The 20790-nt window shown below is 65.4% G+C and carries 15 protein-coding genes; 8 read left to right on the plus strand and 7 right to left on the minus strand.

Features of this window, described 5'->3' with window-relative positions; translation table 11 throughout:
- Positions 1-6: 6 nt before the first annotated feature.
- Positions 7-1947, plus strand: coding sequence for a DUF2339 domain-containing protein (locus tag ACQR3T_RS15230; protein ID WP_428693987.1), 1941 nt, complete (start codon positions 7-9; stop codon positions 1945-1947).
- Positions 1948-2024: 77 nt separating this feature from the next.
- Here ACQR3T_RS15230 and ACQR3T_RS15235 read toward each other — a convergent pair whose 3' ends face one another.
- The 4 genes from ACQR3T_RS15235 to trmB all read right to left on the minus strand — a co-directional run bounded on the left by ACQR3T_RS15235 (position 2025) and on the right by trmB (position 9022).
- On the minus strand, positions 2025-4178 hold the full coding sequence (locus ACQR3T_RS15235; protein WP_428693988.1) for an MMPL family transporter: 2154 nt from the start codon (positions 4176-4178) through the stop codon (positions 2025-2027).
- Between the two features lie 135 nt (positions 4179-4313).
- Complete coding sequence (locus ACQR3T_RS15240; protein ID WP_428693989.1) at positions 4314-7562, minus strand: MMPL family transporter; 3249 nt, start codon at positions 7560-7562, stop codon at positions 4314-4316.
- The gene (locus tag ACQR3T_RS15245; RefSeq protein WP_230592732.1) at positions 7563-8249 is read right to left on the minus strand and encodes an NYN domain-containing protein; all 687 of its coding nucleotides are present in this window, start codon (positions 8247-8249) and stop codon (positions 7563-7565) included.
- A 14-nt stretch (positions 8250-8263) separates the two neighbouring features.
- The gene (gene trmB, locus ACQR3T_RS15250; protein WP_032377552.1) at positions 8264-9022 is read right to left on the minus strand and encodes a tRNA (guanosine(46)-N7)-methyltransferase TrmB; all 759 of its coding nucleotides are present in this window, start codon (positions 9020-9022) and stop codon (positions 8264-8266) included.
- Between the two features lie 209 nt (positions 9023-9231).
- On the opposite strand from trmB, the gene ACQR3T_RS15255 reads away from it, so the two are divergent.
- From ACQR3T_RS15255 to ACQR3T_RS15280, 6 genes are all read left to right on the plus strand, one after another.
- Positions 9232-10281, plus strand: coding sequence for a hypothetical protein (locus ACQR3T_RS15255; RefSeq protein WP_428693990.1), 1050 nt, complete (start codon positions 9232-9234; stop codon positions 10279-10281).
- Positions 10278-11756, plus strand: coding sequence for a hypothetical protein (locus ACQR3T_RS15260; protein WP_428693991.1), 1479 nt, complete (start codon positions 10278-10280; stop codon positions 11754-11756). The genes ACQR3T_RS15255 and ACQR3T_RS15260 overlap by 4 nt, the downstream gene beginning before the upstream one ends.
- Before the next feature lie 34 nt (positions 11757-11790).
- Positions 11791-12093: a DUF6802 family protein gene (locus tag ACQR3T_RS15265; RefSeq protein WP_052070345.1), complete on the plus strand. Its 303-nt coding sequence runs from the start codon at positions 11791-11793 to the stop codon at positions 12091-12093.
- A 309-nt stretch (positions 12094-12402) separates the two neighbouring features.
- Positions 12403-14232 carry a phosphoenolpyruvate carboxykinase (GTP) gene (locus ACQR3T_RS15270; protein WP_428693992.1) on the plus strand — a complete coding sequence of 610 codons (1830 nt, stop codon included), beginning with the start codon at positions 12403-12405 and terminating at the stop codon, positions 14230-14232.
- Between the two features lie 131 nt (positions 14233-14363).
- Positions 14364-15320 carry a HipA domain-containing protein gene (locus ACQR3T_RS15275; RefSeq protein ID WP_428693993.1) on the plus strand — a complete coding sequence of 319 codons (957 nt, stop codon included), beginning with the start codon at positions 14364-14366 and terminating at the stop codon, positions 15318-15320.
- Positions 15321-15390: 70 nt separating this feature from the next.
- Entirely contained in the window at positions 15391-16083 is a 693-nt protein-coding gene (locus ACQR3T_RS15280; protein ID WP_428693994.1) for an HIRAN domain-containing protein, read from the plus strand.
- A gap of 34 nt (positions 16084-16117) precedes the next feature.
- On the opposite strand, the gene ACQR3T_RS15285 is transcribed toward ACQR3T_RS15280, so the two are convergent.
- Positions 16118-16996 carry an ROK family protein gene (locus tag ACQR3T_RS15285; protein ID WP_428693995.1) on the minus strand — a complete coding sequence of 293 codons (879 nt, stop codon included), beginning with the start codon at positions 16994-16996 and terminating at the stop codon, positions 16118-16120.
- A gap of 9 nt (positions 16997-17005) precedes the next feature.
- Positions 17006-17764, minus strand: coding sequence for a class I SAM-dependent methyltransferase (locus tag ACQR3T_RS15290; protein WP_032377559.1), 759 nt, complete (start codon positions 17762-17764; stop codon positions 17006-17008).
- 94 nt (positions 17765-17858) lie between these two features.
- On the opposite strand from ACQR3T_RS15290, the gene ACQR3T_RS15295 reads away from it, so the two are divergent.
- Positions 17859-19100, plus strand: coding sequence for a glycosyltransferase family 4 protein (locus ACQR3T_RS15295; RefSeq protein ID WP_428694397.1), 1242 nt, complete (start codon positions 17859-17861; stop codon positions 19098-19100).
- Here the strand turns inward: ACQR3T_RS15295 and ACQR3T_RS15300 are convergent.
- The gene (locus ACQR3T_RS15300) at positions 19020-20783 is read right to left on the minus strand and encodes a hypothetical protein (RefSeq protein ID WP_428693996.1); all 1764 of its coding nucleotides are present in this window, start codon (positions 20781-20783) and stop codon (positions 19020-19022) included. The genes ACQR3T_RS15295 and ACQR3T_RS15300 overlap by 81 nt on opposite strands.
- Between the last annotated feature and the right edge of the window lie 7 nt (positions 20784-20790).

Here is a 20790-nt window from a genome sequence, read left to right on the forward strand (position 1 = left end):
TAACCCATGACTTCTTCCCAGAACTCCGGGCTGGATCCGCAACTCGTCGCGCGACTGTCCAGTCGCTTCGATTCCCTGGGCGACCACATGCGTCAGGTGGCCGTCGATCTGCAGACCTTGCAGTCGCAACTCGGTGCCGCTCCCCAGGCTCCTGCTCCTCAGGCCCCTGCCCCGGTGCCGCCTGCTCCCGTTGCGCTGTCCTATGCGCCGCCTTTCGTGCCGCAGCAGCTCCCACCGCAGAACCACGGTCAGCCGATGTATCGGACCATGGGGCAACCCGCGGGTCAGCCTGCGGGTCAGCCGGTGGGCCAGCCGGTGGGTCGCACTCAGCCGGCCCCCCCTGGTCCGGTTGCAGCGCCACGTGGGCCTGTGGTCGCGCCGCGTCCGTCCGCTCCGCCGAGGGAGCCCTGGTGGCAGCGCGACGGGGTCATCAGTCGTCTGCTGGCCGTCGCCGGGGCCGGCGTCACCCTCGTCGGTGTCGTGATGCTGTTGGTGCTCGCGGCGCAGGCCGGGTGGTTCGGCCCACCGCTGCGGGTCGCGGCCGGAGCCGTCTTCTCCCTCGCGCTGATCGGTGCGGGCGTTCGGGTGTTCGGGCGCTCCGGTGGACGGGTCGGCGGAATTGCTCTCGCTGCCACCGGCATCGCGGGCCTGTACCTCGACGTGCTTGCGACGTCCGTTCTGTACGGCTGGCTCGATCCCGTGATCGGTCTGATCGTCGCATTCGGAATTGCAGCTGCCGGAACAGCTCTGGCGGTGCAGTGGAAGTCGCAGCCGATGGCAGTGTTGATTCTGGTCGGCGTCGCGGTGTGCGGCCCGGTACTGACCGAGGGCCTCACCCTGGCGTTGATCGCATTCTTCATCGCCACGTATGTCGCCGGCTTCCCCGCCCAGATCGGTCGGAATTGGCAGATCCTGCAGGTTGTTCGGACCGTTCCCCTCGTCGGCGCGGTGTTGGCTGCGGTCGCCACTGCCGACATGAACGGCTCGACCGATAACTACTGGCTGCTCCTGGCCATCGTGCTCACGGCTGTACTCGGTATCGGAATGTCGCTGGAGCTGTTGCGCCGCAACGTCTCCGATGTGGTTGCGACCGTGATGATGGCCCTGCCGGCGCTGCCGGTCCTGCTCTCCGTCGACATCTTCGACCGCGGTGTTGCCGTCACCCTTCAACTGGTTCTCGCTGCTGCCGCAGTGGCGATCGTGGCTGTGGTGAGCTGGTTGCCGGGACATGCTCGCATCACGGTCGCGGTGATCGGTGCCCTGGCCACGTTGCAGGCTGCAGTCGAGTCGACGACCCTCGAAATCCGTCCGGTCGTGCTGTTCGCTGTCGCCCTCGCTCTGCTCGCAGTGGCGCACAGCACTCGCTCGACACTTGCGTACCTGATCGGCAGCGGATTCGGCGTGGTCGGTGCACTGATGTTCGTCTCGGTCTGCCCGCCCCGGGCGCTGGTGGACTCCAATTTCGCCGTCGGCAGTGCAGGCATCGTGATCGGTGGAGTCCTGCTGGCGGCAACGGCCTTCGCCTTCGCCTATGTACTGGCCGAGTTGGACCTGGTCGACGACGGAATGCAGACCCTCGCAATCGTCTGCGGTGTACTCGCGCTCTACGGACTGACGGCGTCGACGGTCATGCTCGGCATCGGAATCGGCGGCGAATCAACAGGATTCACGGCAGGTCACACTGCCGCGACCATCGAGTGGATGATCGCAGCCTTCGCGCTCCTGGCCTTCGGGCTGCGTAGCGTCACGCACGCTCATGTGGCACTCGTGGCCGGACTGGCCCTGACGGCGGCGGCCATCGCGAAACTGTTCCTCTTCGACCTCGTCGCGCTGGACGGACTGTTCCGCGTCATCGCCTTCATCGCAGTAGGTCTGCTGCTGCTGATCGCGGGCACCCGATACGCCAAGGTGTTCGCCGATCGCGAGAGTGCGGCAGTTTCTTCCTGATCCCCTGCTGCGTCGATGGACCATTGCATACGTCTCGGCGGTGTGCAATGGTCCATTCACGCGTTGCGGCAGGCGCGTCAGTCGTCTTTCGGGACGGTCTCGCCGAGTCCGAGCTTGCGCTGCATTCGTTTCATTCCAGCCGGTGCCCACCAGCTGGCGTCACCGAGCAGTTTCATCGTCGCGGGCACCAGGAACATGCGGATGACGGTCGCGTCGATGATCAGAGCGGCGATCATGCCGTAGGCGATGTACTTCATCATCACCAGATCGGAGAACGCGAACGCCCCCGTGACGACGATGAGGATCAAGGCCGCGGCGGTGATGATGCGTCCGGTGTGAGAGGAGCCGATATGGATGGCTTCGCTTGTACTGGAGCCCTTTTCGCGAGCCTCCACCATCCGGGACAGGAGGAATACCTCGTAGTCGGTGGAGAGTCCGAAGACGATAGCCGCGATCAGCAACAGAATCATCGCCATGATCGGTCCGGGGGTGAAATTCATCCAACCGGCTCCGTGGCCGTCGATGAAGATCCACGTCAGAATTCCCATCGTGGAACCGAGCCCGAGCGTCGTCATCAGTACCGCCTTGATGGGCAGCACCAGCGATCCGAACGTCAGGAACATCAGTACCGTGACGACGATGACGACCAGTGCCGCCATCAGAGGTAGGCGGTCCACCATCGCATCGATCGAATCCCGTTCGATCGCAGGTGTTCCCGTCACCTGCATCGTCGTGCCGTCCGGAGTGTCGATGCTGCGGAGGAATTCGATGGCGGGCGCGCTGTCGTTCCTATCGATCAACCCGGCCTTGAAGACGATGATGCCGTCCTTGCTGGCACCGACCGGGGTGAATTGCTCGATCAGGCCGGGTGCGTTGTTCGCCTGGGTGGTGATGGCTGCGAGCGTGGGACCCTGCGCGTTCTGGATGACCAGCTTGATGGGCTCGGTGCGTTGGCCGGGGAACAACTCGTCGAACTGTTCCTGAGCCACTCGCGTCGGATTGTCCGGTGGTAGATACGTTTCGTTGATTCCGCCGAACGCGAGATTGCCGATGGGCAGCGTCAGGGCGAGCAGTCCGAGAACGATGGTGACGACCACTTTGATGGGGTTGCGCATCACCCAGTGCGTGAGCTTGCCCCACCTGCCGTTCTCGATCTCTTCCGAGGACTTCGTCTTGCGCATGAACGCGAGGCCGAGGGCATCGACGCGTGGGCCGAGAATCGACAGAATGGCGGGCAGGATGGTGATCGCGTTCAATGCCGCGAGAGCAACCGTCGCAATCGAACCCAGGGCGACCGATCGCAGAAACCCGTGCGGAAACAGCAACAGGCCACCGAGGCACGCGACGATGATCGTCGCCGAGAACGCCACCGTGCGACCGGCAGTCATGACTGTTCGACGGACCGCATCGGGCGTCGATCTGCCGTCTCCCAGCTCCTCTCGGAAACGGGAGACGATGAACAGGCCGTAGTCGATGGCCAGGCCGAGCCCCACCAGCGACACCACCGGTGCGACGAAGGTGTTGACCTCGGTGACGTGAGTGAACAGTTTTACGATGCCGTTGGCTCCGATGACCGTCAGCGCGCCGACGATGAGGGGAAGCGCGGCAGCAACAACGCCTCCGAACACGAAGAACAGCAGCACCGCGACGGCGGGAATGGCGAGGACCTCCATGCGATGGATGTCGTCGGTCATCGTCGACTGCAGAGAGGCCGCCACCGCTTGCTGTCCGGCGACCTGCACATCGACACCGTCGATGTAGAAGGCGTTCTGCACGGCCTCGAAGTTCTCGGTCAGTTCGGTGTCGTTGCTTCCGACGATCGCGATGCTGGCGATGGCATGTTGCTTGTCGGCGGCGCCGAGCGCCGCGAGCACGGGGGCTCCCGCAGTTCTGAAGTAGCTGCCGTTGATCTTCGCGATGCGGTCCGGGTGGTCGGCGACCAGCGAATCGAGATTCTGGATGATCGCGGCATCGAACGACGGATCATCGATGTTCGAGCCCTCGGGAGCGGTGTAGAGCACGATGACATCGCCCTCGGTGTCACGCCCGAACGTCTCGTCCGCAAGATTGCTGGCCGCGGCCGACTGCGACGTCGGATCGTCGAATCCGCTCTGGCTCAAGTGGTCCGGTAGATCCCAGCCGTACGCCGCCAAGATCGCCAGCCCGGCCACCATCACCCCGAGAACGCTGTACCGAAGACGGTGGACGAAGTTTCCCCATCGAACGAACACGTGTGTGTAACTCCCCCTCGGTGCACGCGGCGTCACCGCCTCGTGAATGAAACTTCGACCCCCACTACGAGGCAGGAGTGTAGCCTGCGCAACGACCTATGCAGGTGAGCCGCTCACCTGCGCGGCAGCGCTCCGTCAACGTGAACGGTTGCGTTCCCTCGCAAGCAATTCGCTGACACTGAGTACCTGCCCGTTCTCACCGCCGCGATGACGGCCACTGTCGCCACCCTCGGTTGCCGGTGCCGCACGACGGCCCGACGGCCTGTCCGACTCGGATCCGTTGGTGCCGTTGCGCTCGGACCCGGTGCGTTCGGACCCGTTGTGTTCGGAGCCACGGTGCTCGGACCCACGGTGTTCGGACCCACGGTGTTCGGAGCCGTTGCTGCCGTTGTGCTCGGTGTCGTTGTCGGCGCGATGCTCGGTGCCATTGCTGCCATTGCTGGCGTTGTGGCCGGATCCGTTGCTGCTGTTGCCGTTTCGATTCGAGCTGCTTCCGGCAGACCCGTTCGATGCAGAGCCGTTGTCAGCAGAGCTGTTTCGAGTAGAGCCGTTCTCGCCGTGACCGTTTCGATCGGATCCGTTGACGGTCGCGTTCGGTCGACTCGGCGGCGACGCACTGGGTGCTCGCAGATCGGCGAGCCAACTCTCGATGGACCGTGAATCCGGTTCCTCGGATCGAGGTGCTCGAGCAGGGCGGGGTCGGTTGGGCGGTGCGACCGGCGGACGCGGCGTGCTCGGTGCGCGCGCCGGCTCGACCGACGGAGAATCCGCAACCGGATCGACCGAGGGCGCAGGTCGAACTACCTCTGCGGCCTGGGTCGGTTCCGGCTCGACGGCCGGGCGTGGCCCTGCAGTAGGACGTTGCCCTGCAGTCGGACGCGGCCCTGCAGTAGGACGCGGCCCTGCGTTCGGATGCGGCTCCACGGTCGGACGTGGACGTGGTGGTGTCGGCTGACTCGGGGCAGAGCGCGGTGCGTGCTGTGCCGGGGGAGCGGCCGGAGTTTCGCGGGTCGGCTCGGGTGGTGTTGCCGGCCGTCCCGTCACGGTGCGCCTCGACTCTTCCTTCGCGGCGTGGGTCGCCCGGATGGGGCCCGAACCATGGGGCGCGACAACAGGAATGGGCTCGGTGAGCGGTTCGCTGCGGCGTGGTGCCGGACGTAGCGGCGGTGCGACCGTGGTGGACGGCGCACCTCCGGCGAGGGCGAGCTCTGGCACATCGGCGATGGGGAGGAGCTCGTCCTCGAGGATGGTCTCGCCGAGTCCGAGCTTGCGCTGAATTCGCTTCATCCACTGCGGGGCCCACCAGCAATCGTCGCCGAGCAGTTTCATCGTGGCGGGCACGAGGAACATGCGGATGAGGGTGGCGTCGATGATGAGTGCGGCGATCATGCCGTACGCGATGTACTTCATCATCACCAGATCGGAGAATGCGAACGCTCCGGTCACGACGATGAGGATCAGGGCCGCGGCGGTGATGATGCGACCGGTGTGCGAGGTTCCGATTCGGATGGCTTCGCTTGTGCTGGCACCCTTTTCGCGAGCCTCCACCATGCGGGAGAGTAGGAACACCTCGTAGTCGGTGGACAAGCCGAACACAATCGAGATGATCAGCACCAACACCGGAGCCATGATCGGACCAGGGGTGAAATTCATCAGCCCCGCACCGTTGCCGTCGATGAATATCCACGTCAGAATGCCCATGGTGGCACCGAGACCGAGGACGGTCATGAGCACCGCCTTGATCGGCAACACCAACGATCCGAACGTCAGGAACATCAGCAGCGTCACGATGAACACCACGAGGACGGCCATCAGTGGCAGTTTGTCGATGAGCGCGCTGATCGAGTCCTGCTCGATGGCAGGTGTGCCGCCGACGAGAACCGACGCTCCGTCCGGCACGTCGATGCTGCGGAGGAAGTCGATGGCGGGTTTGGAATCGTTGCGATCGACCAGACCGGCCTTGAAGACGATGATGCCGTCCTTGCTGGCACCCACCGGGGAGAACTGTTCGACCAACCCGGGAGCGTTGTTCGCCTGGTTGGTGATCGCGGCGAGGTTGGCACCCTGCGCATTGCTGATCACGAGTTTGATCGGCTCGGTGCGCTGACCGGGAAACAGCGTGTCGAACTCGCCCTGCGCGACGCGGGTGACGTTGTCGGGAGGCAGGTAGGTCTCGTTGATGCCGCCGAACTTGATGTTGCCGACGGGCAGGGTCAGCAACACCAGACCGAGCACGATGGGCACGGTGACCTTGACGGGGTTGCGCATCACCCAGCGGGTGAGGCGGCCCCACATGCCGTTCTCGATTTCCTCGCTCGACTTGGTCTTGCGCATGAACTTCAGACCGAGCGCGTCCACGCGGGGGCCGAGGATCGCCAGCATGGCGGGCAGAATCGTGATGGCCGTCAAGGCCGCGAGCGCGACAGTGGCGATGGAGCCGTAGGCCACCGACTTCAGGAAGCCCTGCGGGAACAGCAGCAGTCCACCGAGGGACGCGACGATCATCGTCGCCGAGAACACCACGGTGCGACCGGCCGTCATGACGGTCCGGCGCACGGCCTGTGGCGTCGTATAGCCGTCGCCGAGTTCTTCTCGGAATCTCGACACGATGAACAGCCCGTAGTCGATGGCCAGGCCGAGGCCGACCAGTGAGACCACGGGCGCAACGAAGGAGTTGACCTCGGTGAAGTTGGTGAACACCTTCACGATGCCGTTGGCTCCGACGACCGTCAGGCCACCGATGATCAGCGGAAGCGCGGCTGCGACCACGCCACCGAAGATGAAGAACAGCAGCACCGCGACGGCGGGGATCGCCAGTAGCTCCATGCGGTGGATGTCGCCGGCCATCGTCGACTGCAGTGCGCCTGCCACGGCTTGCAGTCCGGTCACCTGCACGTTGACACCGTCGATGTAGAAGACGTCCTTGACGGCTTGGAAGTTGTTGGTCAGCTCGGTGTCGTTGGCACCGGCGATGGCCACGCTGGCAATGGCGTGTTGCTTGTCGGTGGTGCCGAGCGCGGCGAGGTTCGGAGCAGTCGCCGTCCGGAAGTAGCTGCCGTTGACCTTCTCGATCTGATCGGGGTGGTCGGCGGCGAGGGAGTCGAGATTGGCGACGATCTTGGACTGGAAATCCGGGTCGTCGATGGTCGATCCCGCAGGGGCTGTGTAGAGCAGGATGACGTCACCCTGCTTGTCGCGACCGAACGTGTTGTCCGCCAGACGGGCAGCCTGGGCCGATTCCGAGGTCGGATCGTCCCAACCGCTCTGACTGAGATGGCTGTTGAGATCGAGACCGTAGGCTGCGAAGCCCAACAGCCCGGCCACCATGACACCGATAACGGTGTACCGCAGCCGGTAGACGATGTCTCCCCATCTGGCGAACACTTAAGAAACTCCTTGGCGCCCGACGAGCAGGGCGGACAGCGGTCGGAAGGGCTGCAGCCACGCGCCCTCGTCGGGGAGGGAGTCGAGACTCACCCGTGGCAGTGGCTCACGGAAGACGCCGGGAATGTCCTCGAGATCGAGAAATTCCAGGATGTCCGACGTGACAGCCCAGCTTGCGTGCTCCCGGAAACCCAGTACCTGGACCGGCACTCCGGTTGCTGCGATGGCCTCCAATGGGCCCTTGAACGCTTGACCGTCGGCGGACGCGACCATGACCCCGGCGAGGCCGCCGTCACGGTTGCGGAAATCGATGTGGTCGAGCATGTCGGCGTCGACATCGCTGTCTTCGTCGACCTTGGGCTTGGCGAACACCGCGAAGCCCACGTTACGCAATGCTTCGACCCAGGGTCGGACGACATCGGCGCTACCGGGAGCAATATTGGTGAACACCGTCGCCTCGGGTTCGAGCGTCGCGGTGCCCGAGGTGGAGAGTTCGGCGGTGCGGCTGAGCAGCCAACGGCCCAGTGCATCGAACCGTGGGCGGTAGGCGGCGGTGGGTCTGCCACCGAGAATTGCACCCAGTCCCATGTCCAGGTTGGGGGCGTCCCAGACCAGCAGGACGCGCTTGCTGTGGCGCGATTCACCGATCGCGCCGAGTTCGGACGGGTCGATCACGGTGTCGGGCATGTCCGTACTGACGCTCATGCTGTCTTCTTTCCCCAGATCAATTCCGTCACCGAGCTGCCGACCAGCTGTGCCTTGCCCTCGAACTTGGTCACCGGCCGCTCGTGCGTCATGGGCGATTCCCAATCGAGAACGGTCAAACCGGGTTCGGCGTTCCCGGCCTCGGCAATCCACTCAGCGTATTCGGCATGATCGGTGGCCACGTGCAGAACGCCGCCCGGCTTCAGTCGATCCGCGATCATCGCGAAGGTCGGCCCCTGGAGTAGGCGACGCTTGTGGTGGCGAACCTTGGGCCAGGGATCGGGAAAGAAGACCCGGACGCCGGTCAACGACTCCGACGACAGCATGTTCTCGAGCACGTCCATGGCGTCACCGCGAAGCAATCGGATGTTCTCGATGCCTTCTCGTTCGATCTGCTGCAGCGTCTGCGCCAGGCCGGGGCGGTAGACCTCGACGGCCATGAGGTTGACGTGCGGCTCGGCCGAGGCCATCGCCGTGGTGGCCGTGCCGGTACCCGACCCGATCTCGAGAATCGCCGGTCCGCTGCGGCCGAACCAGGCGTCGATGTCGATCTGCTCGTCGGCGACATCTCGGCCGATGCGCGGCCACAGGCTGTCCCAGGTGGTCTGTTGAGCCTCGGTCAGCGCTCCACGCCGAGAGCGGAAACTCGTCACTCGTGGGTACAGCCGTGAGCCCCGTTCGTGGGTGCGCGCTGCGTTCTCCTCGGTGTCGACAGAGGTGTCCTGAGACTCGTTCACGGGTCCATTGTCGCGCATCGACGGGGCGTGTGACACGTGGGTCTCGAGTTGAAGTTGAGACTTGGCGTCCTGCCGCTGATCAGGGGCAGGAAGGGCGGGACTAATTACAACGGTGCAATTCTTCGGGGCGGGTCGTGCAGCTCACCGATGTGCCAGAATCGGTCCCGCAGCAGGGGGCTGCGCGCCGCGTCCGGGGGCAGACTGCGGTCGTTCTGGGGGGATCGAATATGAGCGTGGCGAGTTTCGGCCGACTGCGTGACCGCACCGCCGTGAGTTCGATCGGGGTGACTGCCGACGACGGTGCTCGGGAGGCCGTCGACATCGCGCTGCAGGATCGACTACGGCCGCTGACCGTGCGGGTGACGGGTCGAACCGGAGTGGGCAAATCTGCGATCCTCGCCATCCTCGAGTCGGTGCGCCTCGACGCGGACGGCCTCGATGTGCGGGTGCGCGAAGACAGCGGCACCGACAACACGGACTTCGACGTTCTCGTCTACGTCATCGCAGGCGCGGTGTCACCGGTCGACACTGCGTTCCTGAGTTCGTCTCCCGGCGGCGCGCCCGACGGGACCGTCGTTGTGCTCACCAAGGCGGACACCCTCGACGATCCAACGGCAGCGGCTGCGGCGGCCTCCCACCAGCTCGCGCGGACGGTGCTGCCGGTGATGGGTGCGACCGCAGCGGGACTGGGCGGCACGGGTCGGTCCGGGGTTTCGCTCGTCATGGCCGACGTTCGCGCCGTCGCTGCGAGCGAGGTGAGCCCAGCAGACCTGTTGACCGTGGATCGCTTCCTCGCCGCCGACATCACCGTCTCGACGCGTCGCCGAGAGGCACTGATCGAGTGCATCGAACTGCGCGGCGTCGCCCTGCTGATCGACGTGCTGCGGCAGAGAACCGCTGTTTCCGACGGTGATGCGCTGCGTGAGCTGGCCAATGCCACCGGTGTCGACGCGGTGCTGGCCGCGGTGTCGACGGCGGTGTCGGTTTCCGCAGCGAACCGCGACGCCCACCTGCACCGGAGCTTGCAGCAGATCTCGGCTCGGCATCGGCAGGTGCGCGGTGCCGTCGAGTCGTATCTGGCGTCGGACGAGGCCGTCGCGGCGGAAATGCGCTGCGCTGCTCTGCATTTGGGGGTGCCGATCGAGACCGGTTCCGAGCAGGTCGTAGTGGAGCAGGCAGCCAGGTGGAAGCACCGCGCGGCCGCGTCCGAAGACTCGGGAGTGCGTCGGTCGGCGCTCGCGCTGTGTCGGGGCTACGTGCGGATGCTGCGGCGATGACGCCGTTGTCGGAGGACATGAAAAGCGTTCTTCGGCGCTGGAACTCGGATGCACTCGACCGAATCGCCCGGGCGCGGGAGAGCCGACCCGCCGGGGTTCACCTCACCGGCACGGCCGGATCGGGGAAGTCGGAGCTGCGCCGCGAGCTGTCCCGGCTCGGTGGCATCGAATTCTCGGATTCGGTAGCCGATGCAGCCGTCGTGCTGATCGTGGTCGACGCGTCGGCTCCGGTCGATCGTGTCGAGATCGAGCGATGGCGAGGGGCGCTCGAATCCACGCCGGTCGTGTTCGTGGTGAACAAGATCGACGTGCACAGGCACTGGCGTGAGGTGGTGATCGCCGACGGTGACCTGGTGGCCGAGTGTGTTCCGCGAGCGGTGGAGTGCACCTTTCATCCGGTCTCGGTCCGATTGGCACGGGCGGGGAGGGACAGTGGCGACGCGGCGGTGTGCGTCGAATCCGGCCTCGGGGCTGTGACGGATCGGCTTGGTATGCTGCTGCTGGACGCCACAGCTCTCGGAGCGCAGCGCAAATACGCTGCGGCGGTGCATGACTGCGCCGCCGGAGCCAAAGCGTCGATCGTAGCGAGAGCTCGCGCAGTGACCGGGGGTAGCGACTCCGTTCCACTTCGCGCGCGACGAGCCGCACTCGTCGGCGAACGAGAGAGCCTCGGTGGTGATCGACGTGCGCTGTTGCACAATCGGATTCAGCGGCTTCGGGTGGAGTCGCTCCATGAGGCCGCCGAGGATCTTCGCGAACTGGGCGTCGAGGTGAGGCGGTCGATCGACGGGGCCCGACGGGCCGAGCTGAAGCACTTGCCCGCGCACGTCGCCGAGTCGGCGCGAGGTGCGCAGAGTCGAGCCGACGCTGCGCTCACCGCGGGACTGCGAGCGGTGGAGTCCGATCTGGGGCTCGGCCAGACGGTGGCCCAGGCGAGCGCAGAGGACGCGGCGCTCGACATCGGGTCACCGTCTCGGCGTCGCGGTATCGAGGACGCCATCATGATCGTGGTCGGGGCGTCGGCGGGAGTCGGCCTCGGACGCCTGATCGTCTCTCCGATGGCGCTGGTGCAGGCGTGGGCGGTGGCCAACACCGTGATCACTCTCGTTCTCGGCGGCGCGCTCGCGTGGTGGTTGGCGCGGTCGCGGGCGTTGGTGTCGGATCGGTCGCACATGCGGAGCTGGACGCAGGAATGTCTGGCCCGAGTGAAGTCCGCGGTGGAGCAGCGGCTGCTCTCGCGCATCCTCGAAGCCGAGTCCGCTCTCGCGGCCGCCCTCGCGGTGGCGGACCGGGAAGCCGCGGCCCGTATCGACGTCGCGCTCGCCGAGGTGGATGCCGAACTGCGCAGGCTTGCCGACCACCGATCGGCGTTGCTGTCGGCGTGCGATCGGGATCTCTCTGCACTCGAACGGGGGCTGGAGCGATTCCGCGGCCCGGTGGAACCGTTCGATCTGTCCGTGCGTCGGAGTCAGTAGGTGCAGTGTCGGTCGAACTGGGTGAGGGGCGTCGATGATCGCGGTGGATGGCTTCGCAGCGGAGGGTTTTCCCACGGATGACGTGGCGCAACACGAGTTCGACGCGGGTGCGCCCGTCGTCTCGGCCGACCTTCTCGATCTCGACGGTGACGGTCACTACGAGACCACCGTGCGGCATACCGATGCCGGGATCACGGTGGCGACCGACGTCGACGGGGATGGTGTGACAGACAAGTTCACCGCCTTCGGACGTGATGGCCAATACCGAAGCTGGGAGATTTTTCGCGAGGCGAACGGTATCGGTAGGGGTGAAATGTCCGAATCGGGCGAGCTGTAACGCCACGGCACGGACACCGTATCGCCCCTGGTGGAGGGCTTCTTGCGCCGATCTTTCCCAATCTGAATCGGTCTTGTGACCAATCGGACAACACCCTGTTTCTGGATTCACGTCGCTCGGCGTTAACCTGATGAGCAGGACATCCGGCGCTCGGTCCTCGGCTTGCCGTACCCAGTAACATGGTGTACTGCAGCTCGAAAGGCCGAGCAGCGCCCCGCCGAGAGGGGAAAACCGAGATCTATTCGTGCGTGCTTGCCCACAGCGATCGTGCGAATTCTTCCCGGTTCCGGCTAACCCCAGGAGAGTTAGATGACCTCAGCGACCATTCCCGGTTTGAGCGGCACCGACAGCGTGCCGACTCGACACAAAGAACTGCTTGCCTGGGTTGCTCAGGTAGCCGAACTGACCGAACCGGACTCCGTGGTGTTCGCTGACGGATCCGACGCCGAATGGGAGCGCCTCACCGACAAGCTGGTCGAGGCAGGCACCTTCACTCGTCTCAACGACGAGAAGAAGCCCAATTCGTTCCTCGGCAACTCCGATCCGTCGGACGTCGCCCGTGTCGAATCGCGCACGTACATCTGTTCCAAGGAAGAGATCGACGCCGGTCCCACCAACAACTGGATGGACCCGTCCGAGATGCGGACGCTGATGACCGATCTCTACCGCGGCTGCATGCGCGGACGCACCATGTACGTCGTTCCGTTCTGCATGGGCCCGCTCGATGCCGCCGATCCGAAGCTGGGCGTCGAGCTCACCGATTCCGAATACGTCGTCATCTCCATGCGCGTGATGACCCGCATGGGCCAGGCTGCGTTGGACAAGATCGGCGAGGACGGGTTCTACGTCAAGGCGCTGCACTCGCTCGGCGCACCGCTCGCCGAGGGCCAGGCCGACGTGCCGTGGCCGTGCAACGACACCAAATACATCACGCACTTCCCCGAGGATCGCGAGATCTGGAGCTACGGATCCGGTTACGGCGGAAACGCTCTGCTGGGCAAGAAGTGCTACTCGCTGCGTATCGCCTCGGCGATGGCCCACGACGAGGGCTGGCTCGCCGAGCACATGCTGATCCTCAAGCTGATCTCGCCCGAGGACAAGGCCTACTACATCGCGGCGGCATTCCCGTCCGCGTGCGGCAAGACCAACCTCGCGATGATTCAGCCGACCATTCCGGGCTGGCGCGCCGAGACCATCGGCGACGACATCGCGTGGATGCGCTTCGGTGAGGACGGTCGTCTCTACGCCGTGAACCCCGAGTTCGGTTTCTTCGGCGTCGCGCCCGGCACCAACTGGGACTCGAACCCGAACGCGATGAAGACCATCGATCAGGGCAACTCGGTGTTCACCAATGTCGGCCTCACCGATGACGGCGACGTGTGGTGGGAAGGCCTCGAAGGCAAGCCCGATCACCTCATCGACTGGAAGGGCAACGACTGGACCCCCGAGTCCGGAACCGATGCCGCACATCCCAATTCGCGTTACTGCGTACCGATGGCCCAGTGCCCGTCCATGGCTCCCGAGTGGGACGACCCGCAGGGCGTGCCGATCTCGGCAATTCTGTTCGGCGGACGTCGCAAGACCACAGTTCCGCTGGTGACCGAGGCCCGCGACTGGCAGCACGGCGTGTTCATGGGAGCCACCGTCGGCTCCGAGCAGACCGCGGCCGCCGAGGGCACCGTCGGTACCGTCCGACGCGACCCGATGGCGATGCTGCCGTTCCTCGGCTACAACGTGGGCGATTACTTCCAGCACTGGATCGACCTCGGCAAGAACGCCGACGAGTCGAAGCTGCCGAAGGTGTTCTACGTCAACTGGTTCCGCCGCGGCGACGACAAGCGCTTCCTGTGGCCCGGATTCGGTGAGAACTCGCGCGTGCTCAAGTGGATCGTCGAGCGCATCGAGCACAAGGCAGCAGGCGTCGAGACTCCGATCGGCGTGGTCCCCACCGCCGAGGCACTCGACATCGACGGTCTCGACACCACCGTCGAGGATGTGGCCGAGGCACTCGCGGTGAACACCGAGGAGTGGAAGGCCGAGATCCCGCTGATCCAGGAGTGGTTCGACTTCGTCGGCGAGAAACTGCCCACCGGAATTCAGGACGAATTCGACTCCCTGAAGCAGCGTTTGGGCGCGTAGTATTCACGACACGGAACGGGGCTCACCGAGGGGTGGGCCCCGTTCTGGCTTTCCGGGGTATGCCAGTCACACCGCAGGGGTCTGGCGAGCCGTGACGTTGTTCTAGTGGCTGACGACCTAATGTGTCGGGCGTGGTGGAACAGTTCCGTGTTGTCGACCTTGCGGATTGGACCCGCGGGGAGAGCGAGCCGGGCGGTGCCGAAGAAAAGCGGTGGTTCACTGCACCGGACGGGTCTTCTCAGTCGGGGCGCTGGTTGTTCAAGCCGCGCCGAATCAAGGAACTGAAGCTCTCGCGCGAACGCCGGGCGCGTGGTGATGCACCGGATCTTTTGGTGCGGGGCGAGGATTGGGCCGAAAAGATTTCCTACGAACTCGCCCGTCTGGTCAGCGTGCCGGCAGCCGAGACGGAATTGGCCACAGTCGTCCGTCGCGGAACCGAAGAATCGGTCCTGGGATCCATGAGTCGAGACATGCGGCCGGAGCGTTGGGGCTGGACTCCAGGTGCCGCACTCCTCGCTGAGCATGACGACGATTTCGATTCGGAACTCAGTCGCGGGCATTCGCTTTCTGCTGTCCTGACCGTCCTAGCTGGAATGAATGGCCCAGTCGACACCGAGTTCCACAGCTGGCCTGCGTTCGACGTCTTTGCCGGCTATCTCGTGTTCGACGCGTTGATCGCCAACACCGATCGGCACGCTCATAACTGGGGAGTCCTGCAGAATCCGACCACTGGCGCGGTGTGCCTGAGTCCGTCCTTCGACCACGGTTCTGCGTTGGCCAGCGGGAACGGAGACGTGTTCCGGGCAGACCGTGTGCGATCGGGAGCCGTCGAGCAATGGTGCTCACGGGGTGTGACGAAGCGGTTCGACGGCGGCGTAGCTGTCGGACTCGTAGATATCGCTATGCAGGCACTGTCGCTGGCGAGCACAGATGCTCGACGCTTTTGGCGCGATCGAATCGTGGGTCTGAACCTCGACCTGTGCGACGATGTGATCAACGCTGCTCCCAACTTGTCGGACCAGACCCGTACATTCGTGCAGATAGCGGTAGCAACGAACCGAAAGCGACTCATCGATGCTCTCCATTGAATTTGCGCCTATAGGTGCCGATGCAGCCATCGGTGTGCGCAGATCGAGGCTCATCGTGACGCGTCGTGGAGTGGCGGACAGCACCTATCGAGCGGTCGGATACCTCGACAAGGTCATCGACGACGGCCAGTCGTTCTACGAATTCAGGTATCTCGAGGCCGCGTTGCACGACGCGCATTTCTTGCCGATCGTCGGATTCGGTGATGTGCATCGCCAGTACCGTTCGAGCCGACTTTTTCCATCGTTCGCCGATCGGGTGATGAGTGCAAAACGCCCAGATCGACCCGTCTATCTCGCCGGTCTCGACCTCGAATCGGATGCGGACGCTTGGGAGATCCTCGCCGCATCGGGAGGCCACCGCGAAGGCGACGCCATCGAGTTGATTTCTTTGCCGACATGGGATTCGGAAACGCGCGAGACCACGGCGCATTTTCTCACGCATGGTGTTCGCCACTGCGACGCGACGGCAGGTGCATACATTTCTACACTCGAGTCGGGTGCACAACTCATGTTGGAGACGGAACCCGGCAACGAGACAAACCCCCAGGCTGTCCGAATCACAGGTGCAGGTAGGCATCTCGGCTACGTGCCCGATCCGCTTCTGGATCATGTGCATTCCGTGATGCGTTACGGTGCTTTCGAATTGAAAGTTGTCCGCGCTAACCCGCCTGAAACGCACCCACATCTGCGCCTGTTGCTGAGCCTTACTGGTCGATGCGAGCAGTTCGTTTTCGACAAGCCGGAGTGGCTTCCGGTCGCGTGACTCGAGTGCGGAGTCGTCGTTTGGGTATGCCCGGTCAGGCAGTGAGCGCGGCTGCCCCGGCCAGGGTTCCCATGCCACCGAGTGCCGCGGGTACCACCTGCAGGCCGTCGAGGAATGTCAACCGGGCGTGCAATCCGATCGACTCGCGAATCGGGTCCCACAGCGGCGGGCCGGCCTGAGCGAAGCCGCCGCCGATCACCACCATGCGAACGTCCGTCAGCGCGACGGCCGAGGCAATCGCCTGGCCCAGCGCCACTCCGGCGCGTTGCAGTGCGGTGATGGCGCGCGGTTCGCCTGCGGCGGCGTCTGCGGCCAGTTCGACACCGGTACTTCCCGGCCACCCCTGCTCACGTGCCCACCGCACCGCCGAGGGCCCACTCGACACCGTTTCCACGCACCCGATTCCGCCGCACGCGCAGGGCGTCGTCGAACCGGGAACGACGATGTGGCCGATGTGACCGGCATTGCCGCTGGCCCCGGCGACGATATTTCCGCCCAGCACCAACCCACCGCCGATGCCGGTCGAGACGACCAGGCTCAGTACGTCGGGTACACCGACGGCGGCACCGAAGCGATACTCACCCAGTGCCGCTGCGCTGCCGTCCATCGCCAGACGTATTTCGGCATCCGGAAGCACGGCGGAGATGTGCTCGCCCAGGCCGAATCCGTTCTTCCACTCGTCTATGTTGATCGGTGCGACCGATCCGGTCTCGAGGTTCACCGGCCCGGAGCAGGCGACGCCGATGCGGTCGATGTGCTGTCCAGGAGCGATCTTCCGAAGCAACGACGCGCATGCAGGCCACACCCCGGAGTCGGGAGTCGGCACCGTCGCCGGGTTCTGCGGCCGACCGTCCTCGCCGACGAGTGCCGCTGTCATCTTGGTGCCGCCGATGTCGAGCGCGAGTGCCGTCATCGATCCAGGCTAAGCGGTGGGCCGCATGACAAGCACCAGGTTGCTGCCGAAGAACTCGCGAAGTACAGGTACGCGCATCATCCACCATGCCCAGCGCGGGTGGTAGCGCGGAAAAGCGGCAAGTAGCGTTGCGTTGGGAGTGCTACGTGCCCAACGCAATCCGTCCGAAGCGCTGATGTCGAACAGTGATTCGCCGAAGCGATTCTTCGGTTCGTGTCCGGTGGTGCGGGCGTAGCGGCGGGCCGCGTATTCGCCGCCGAGGTAATGCCAGGGCCGGGTCTCGTGACCGCCGAACGGGCCGAACCAGATGGTGTACGAGAGCACCGTGAGTCCGCCGGGTTTGGTGACACGGAGCATTTCCTCGGCCATGGTCCAGGGCTCGCGCACGTGTTCGGCCACGTTGGAGGAGAAGCAGATGTCGACGCTGTCGTCGCGAAAGGGCAGTGCCATGCCGGAGCCGCGCACCGAACCGGGAATCTGCAGACCCGCCGCGTGCATCTCGGAGGCATCGGGTTCGACGGGCAGGTAGCGCGCGCAACTCGCACCGAACACCTCGGCGAAGTAACCGGGTCCGCCGCCGACGTCCAACACCGTTGCCGCCGACATGTCGGTGCCGGTCAGGCCCCGATACAAATCACCGATCAGCTCGACGGAATCGCGCGCCAGGGCCCCGTAGAAGATGTCCGGGGCGCTCTGCTCGTGGCCGAAGTCCTTCAGCAGCTTCACCGAGCGGCGCAGTGTCGCGCGGGAGGCGAACAGACGTGTCACGGCGGAAGTCACGAAAACGAACCCTAGCGGTTACTGTGGCAGCGGTAATCGACGGCGGTCGAGACGAGCATGCGGAAATTGGGTGAAGCGAGCTGTGCGCGAGGTTCTGTTGCTGTGCTGGCGCGATACCGGGCACCCGCAGGGCGGCGGCAGCGAGCGTTACCTCGAGCAGGTAGGCGCAGGTCTGGCTCGACGCGGTGTCCGCGTCACGCTGAGGACGGCGTCGTACCCCGGAGCTCCCGCCGAGGAGATCGTCGACGGTATCCGCATCAGTCGCGGCGGTGGTCGCCTGTCGGTGTATCCCCGCGCATTGGCCGCCATCGCAGCCGGGCGACTCGGCTTCGGCCCGCTCAAGGGCATCGCACCCGACGCGGTGATCGATACCCAGAACGGCATTCCCTTCTTCTCACGTGCCGCGCTCGGCGTCCCCGTCACGTTGCTGGTGCACCACTGCCATCGCGAGCAGTGGCCGGTCGCCGGGCCGATGATGGCCAAGCTCGGCTGGTGGCTCGAATCGACGGTGTCTCCCCGTGTGCACCGTCGTAATCAGTACTTGACGGTGTCGCTGCCGTCCGCGGACGAGCTGATCGCCCTCGGCGTCGACCGCGAGCGCATCGCCGTGGTCCGCAACGGCGCCGACGAGATCCCGCAGTCGGTAGCCGAGGGTGACGACAGCACCCGCACCGCGTACCCGTCGCTGACCGTGCTGTCCCGGTTGGTTCCGCACAAGCAGATCGAGGACGCTCTCGACGTCGTCGCGGCGCTGCGTGGCCGGATCCCCGACATCCACCTCGATGTCATCGGTGGCGGCTGGTGGGAGCAGAATCTCCGCGACTACGTGGGCGAACTGGGGATCGAGCAGTACGTCACCTTCCACGGCCACGTCGACGAGGAGCGCAAGCACGAGTTGCTCGGCCGTTCGTGGGTCCATGTCATGCCCTCGCGCAAGGAGGGTTGGGGCCTCGCGGTCGTCGAAGCCGCTCAGCACGGCGTTCCCACGGTCGGCTATCGCAGCTCCAAAGGGCTCACCGATTCGGTCATCGACGGCGTGACCGGCATTCTGGTGGGCGGACAGTCGGTCGAGGACCGGGACGTTTCCGGCCTCACCCAGGCTGTCTCGGAGTTGCTGCAGGACGCCGAAGCCCGCACTCGCCTGGGCGAGAAGGCGCGAGTGCGCGCAGGGGAGTTCTCCTGGGAGCAGTGCGCGCAGGGTGTGTACTCGGTGCTCGACGCGACGACGCGCGGAACGTGGTCGTCAGGTCTCGTTGGAGCGTCCGACGTTGTGTCGCAAGGTGATTCGGCTAGCGCGTTGAAGGCGTCCGAGTCCTGTCGCTAGGCCTCCGAGAAGCAGCAGTGCCCAGGCCAGGTGGGCGACGACGACGGCCGTGTTCGAGCGGCTCTCGGTGATCACGGGATCGGGTACCCGGTAGAGCGTGAGCTGCTCGTCCTCGTACACGGCGTCCAACCGATTCAGCGTCTGCACGGAGTCGCCGAGCTCGCCGGGGGTGGTGTTCTCCACCAACACCCACCCGACGCCCAATTCTGCGAGTGTCTCGGCGGATTCGCCTGCGAGCAGAGCGTTCTGGACGTTGGTGGCGCGAGTGCCCTCGCCCCGCACCGTGCCGCCCGCGACGATGAGTTCGCCGGTCTGCAACACGTCCAGTGGCAGCATCCGCGGCGCAGGATCGAGGACGGGAGCACTGCCGCTGTAGGGAAAACGGCGGAACATCCCGGCCGGTAGTACCGCGACATCGCCTGCGCTGCCCTGCAATTGGGCTGCGACCGCCTGCCAGGACGCCGGGTACACCACAGGCCGCATCGAGTTCCCGACGCCCCAGCCCAGGTCGGGTAGTGCGATCAGCAGGGCCAGCACTGCAACGGCGCTGCCGAATCGGGTGCGCTGGACCGCGCTCAGCGCGGTTGGTTGCACCGGATTCGGTCGACGCCGGGGAGTGAACGCAGCCGCGGCGGCCAACGCATAGATCGGCATCGCCAGCGCGACCCATTTCTGAGAGTCCCGAAGCAACCCGGCACCGGGCACCGTCTCGCCCACGGCTCGGGCGACTGCCAGACCCGGTCCCGTTGCTGCCAGCGCAGGGGCTGCAATGGCAAGCAACGCAACGACAGCGAGTCCCAGGATCACCGGATTTTTTCGACGCCTGATGAGCGGCCGCACACCGAATGCAACCACGGTCAGCAGCAGCGCCGTGCCCACGAATGCGAAAAGCCCTGTCCGAGAAGCGGGTACGGCATCGGAGTTCCAGATTCCGCCGAGGCCGGCCAGGGAGCCGAGCGTGCCGAGGCCCGGCTCGGCCCGAGCCGCGAACGCCGCCCACCCCGCCGGATCCGCCTGCTCGACGCCACTGCCGGACACGGCTGTCGCCACCAGCCACGGCGCCGACGCCACCGCCGCGATCACCAGGGTGATGACCACGCGCAGGCCGCGTCGGGCACCCCCGGGGAGGGCGAGAATCACCAGCGCGAGAGTGGCGGCAAGCAGTGCGCCGGTGGGGGTGAGGCCGGCGGCAGCGAGACAGACGGCAAGGGCCCACCAGGAACGACCCTGTCTGACTGCGAGTGCGGCAACCACTGTCCAGGGGAGGGCGGCGTAGCCGACGAGCAGACTCCAATGTCCTTGTAGGAGGCGCTCGGCGACGTACGGGTTCCATATCGCCACGGTCGAGGCGACGAGCAGCGCGGGCAGGGGAGCAGTCGGTAACACCGCACGAGCCATGACGGCCGCGCCCCAACCGGCCAGCCACAGCGCCAGCAGCAGGATGGTCTTGACGACGAGGCCACCGTCCAACACCGTCGTCAGCGCTGCGATTGCGGCGTCCTGCGGGACGGCTCGCGCGGCCGCGTCGGCGATTCCCCAGGCGGAGTCGGTGAAGTAGGAACGGGGAGTACTGACGGCGTCGCGCAGTAGGAGGTAGCCGGGGCCCAGGAGTGGTCCGAGAATCACCAGCGCCAGCAGCAGAGTGTAGAGCGGTGGCGTCCACCTCGACCTCGACCGCGCCATGATCGGC

Origin of the sequence: Rhodococcus sp. IEGM1428 (genome assembly GCF_050321865.1) — a bacterium.
Taxonomy (GTDB): Bacteria; Actinomycetota; Actinomycetes; order Mycobacteriales; family Mycobacteriaceae; genus Rhodococcoides.

Coding starts and splice junctions, on each gene's coding strand:
- ACQR3T_RS15265 (WP_052070345.1), top strand. CDS start 11,791: ATGATCGCGGTGGATGGCTTCGCAGCGGAGGGTTTTCCCACGGATGAC.
- ACQR3T_RS15230 (WP_428693987.1), top strand. CDS start 7: ATGACTTCTTCCCAGAACTCCGGGCTGGATCCGCAACTCGTCGCGCGA.
- ACQR3T_RS15285 (WP_428693995.1), bottom strand. CDS start 16,996: ATGACGGCACTCGCGCTCGACATCGGCGGCACCAAGATGACAGCGGCA.
- ACQR3T_RS15245 (WP_230592732.1), bottom strand. CDS start 8,249: ATGCCCGACACCGTGATCGACCCGTCCGAACTCGGCGCGATCGGTGAA.
- ACQR3T_RS15300 (WP_428693996.1), bottom strand. CDS start 20,783: ATGGCGCGGTCGAGGTCGAGGTGGACGCCACCGCTCTACACTCTGCTG.
- ACQR3T_RS15260 (WP_428693991.1), top strand. CDS start 10,278: ATGACGCCGTTGTCGGAGGACATGAAAAGCGTTCTTCGGCGCTGGAAC.
- ACQR3T_RS15270 (WP_428693992.1), top strand. CDS start 12,403: ATGACCTCAGCGACCATTCCCGGTTTGAGCGGCACCGACAGCGTGCCG.
- ACQR3T_RS15255 (WP_428693990.1), top strand. CDS start 9,232: ATGAGCGTGGCGAGTTTCGGCCGACTGCGTGACCGCACCGCCGTGAGT.
- trmB (WP_032377552.1), bottom strand. CDS start 9,022: ATGCGCGACAATGGACCCGTGAACGAGTCTCAGGACACCTCTGTCGAC.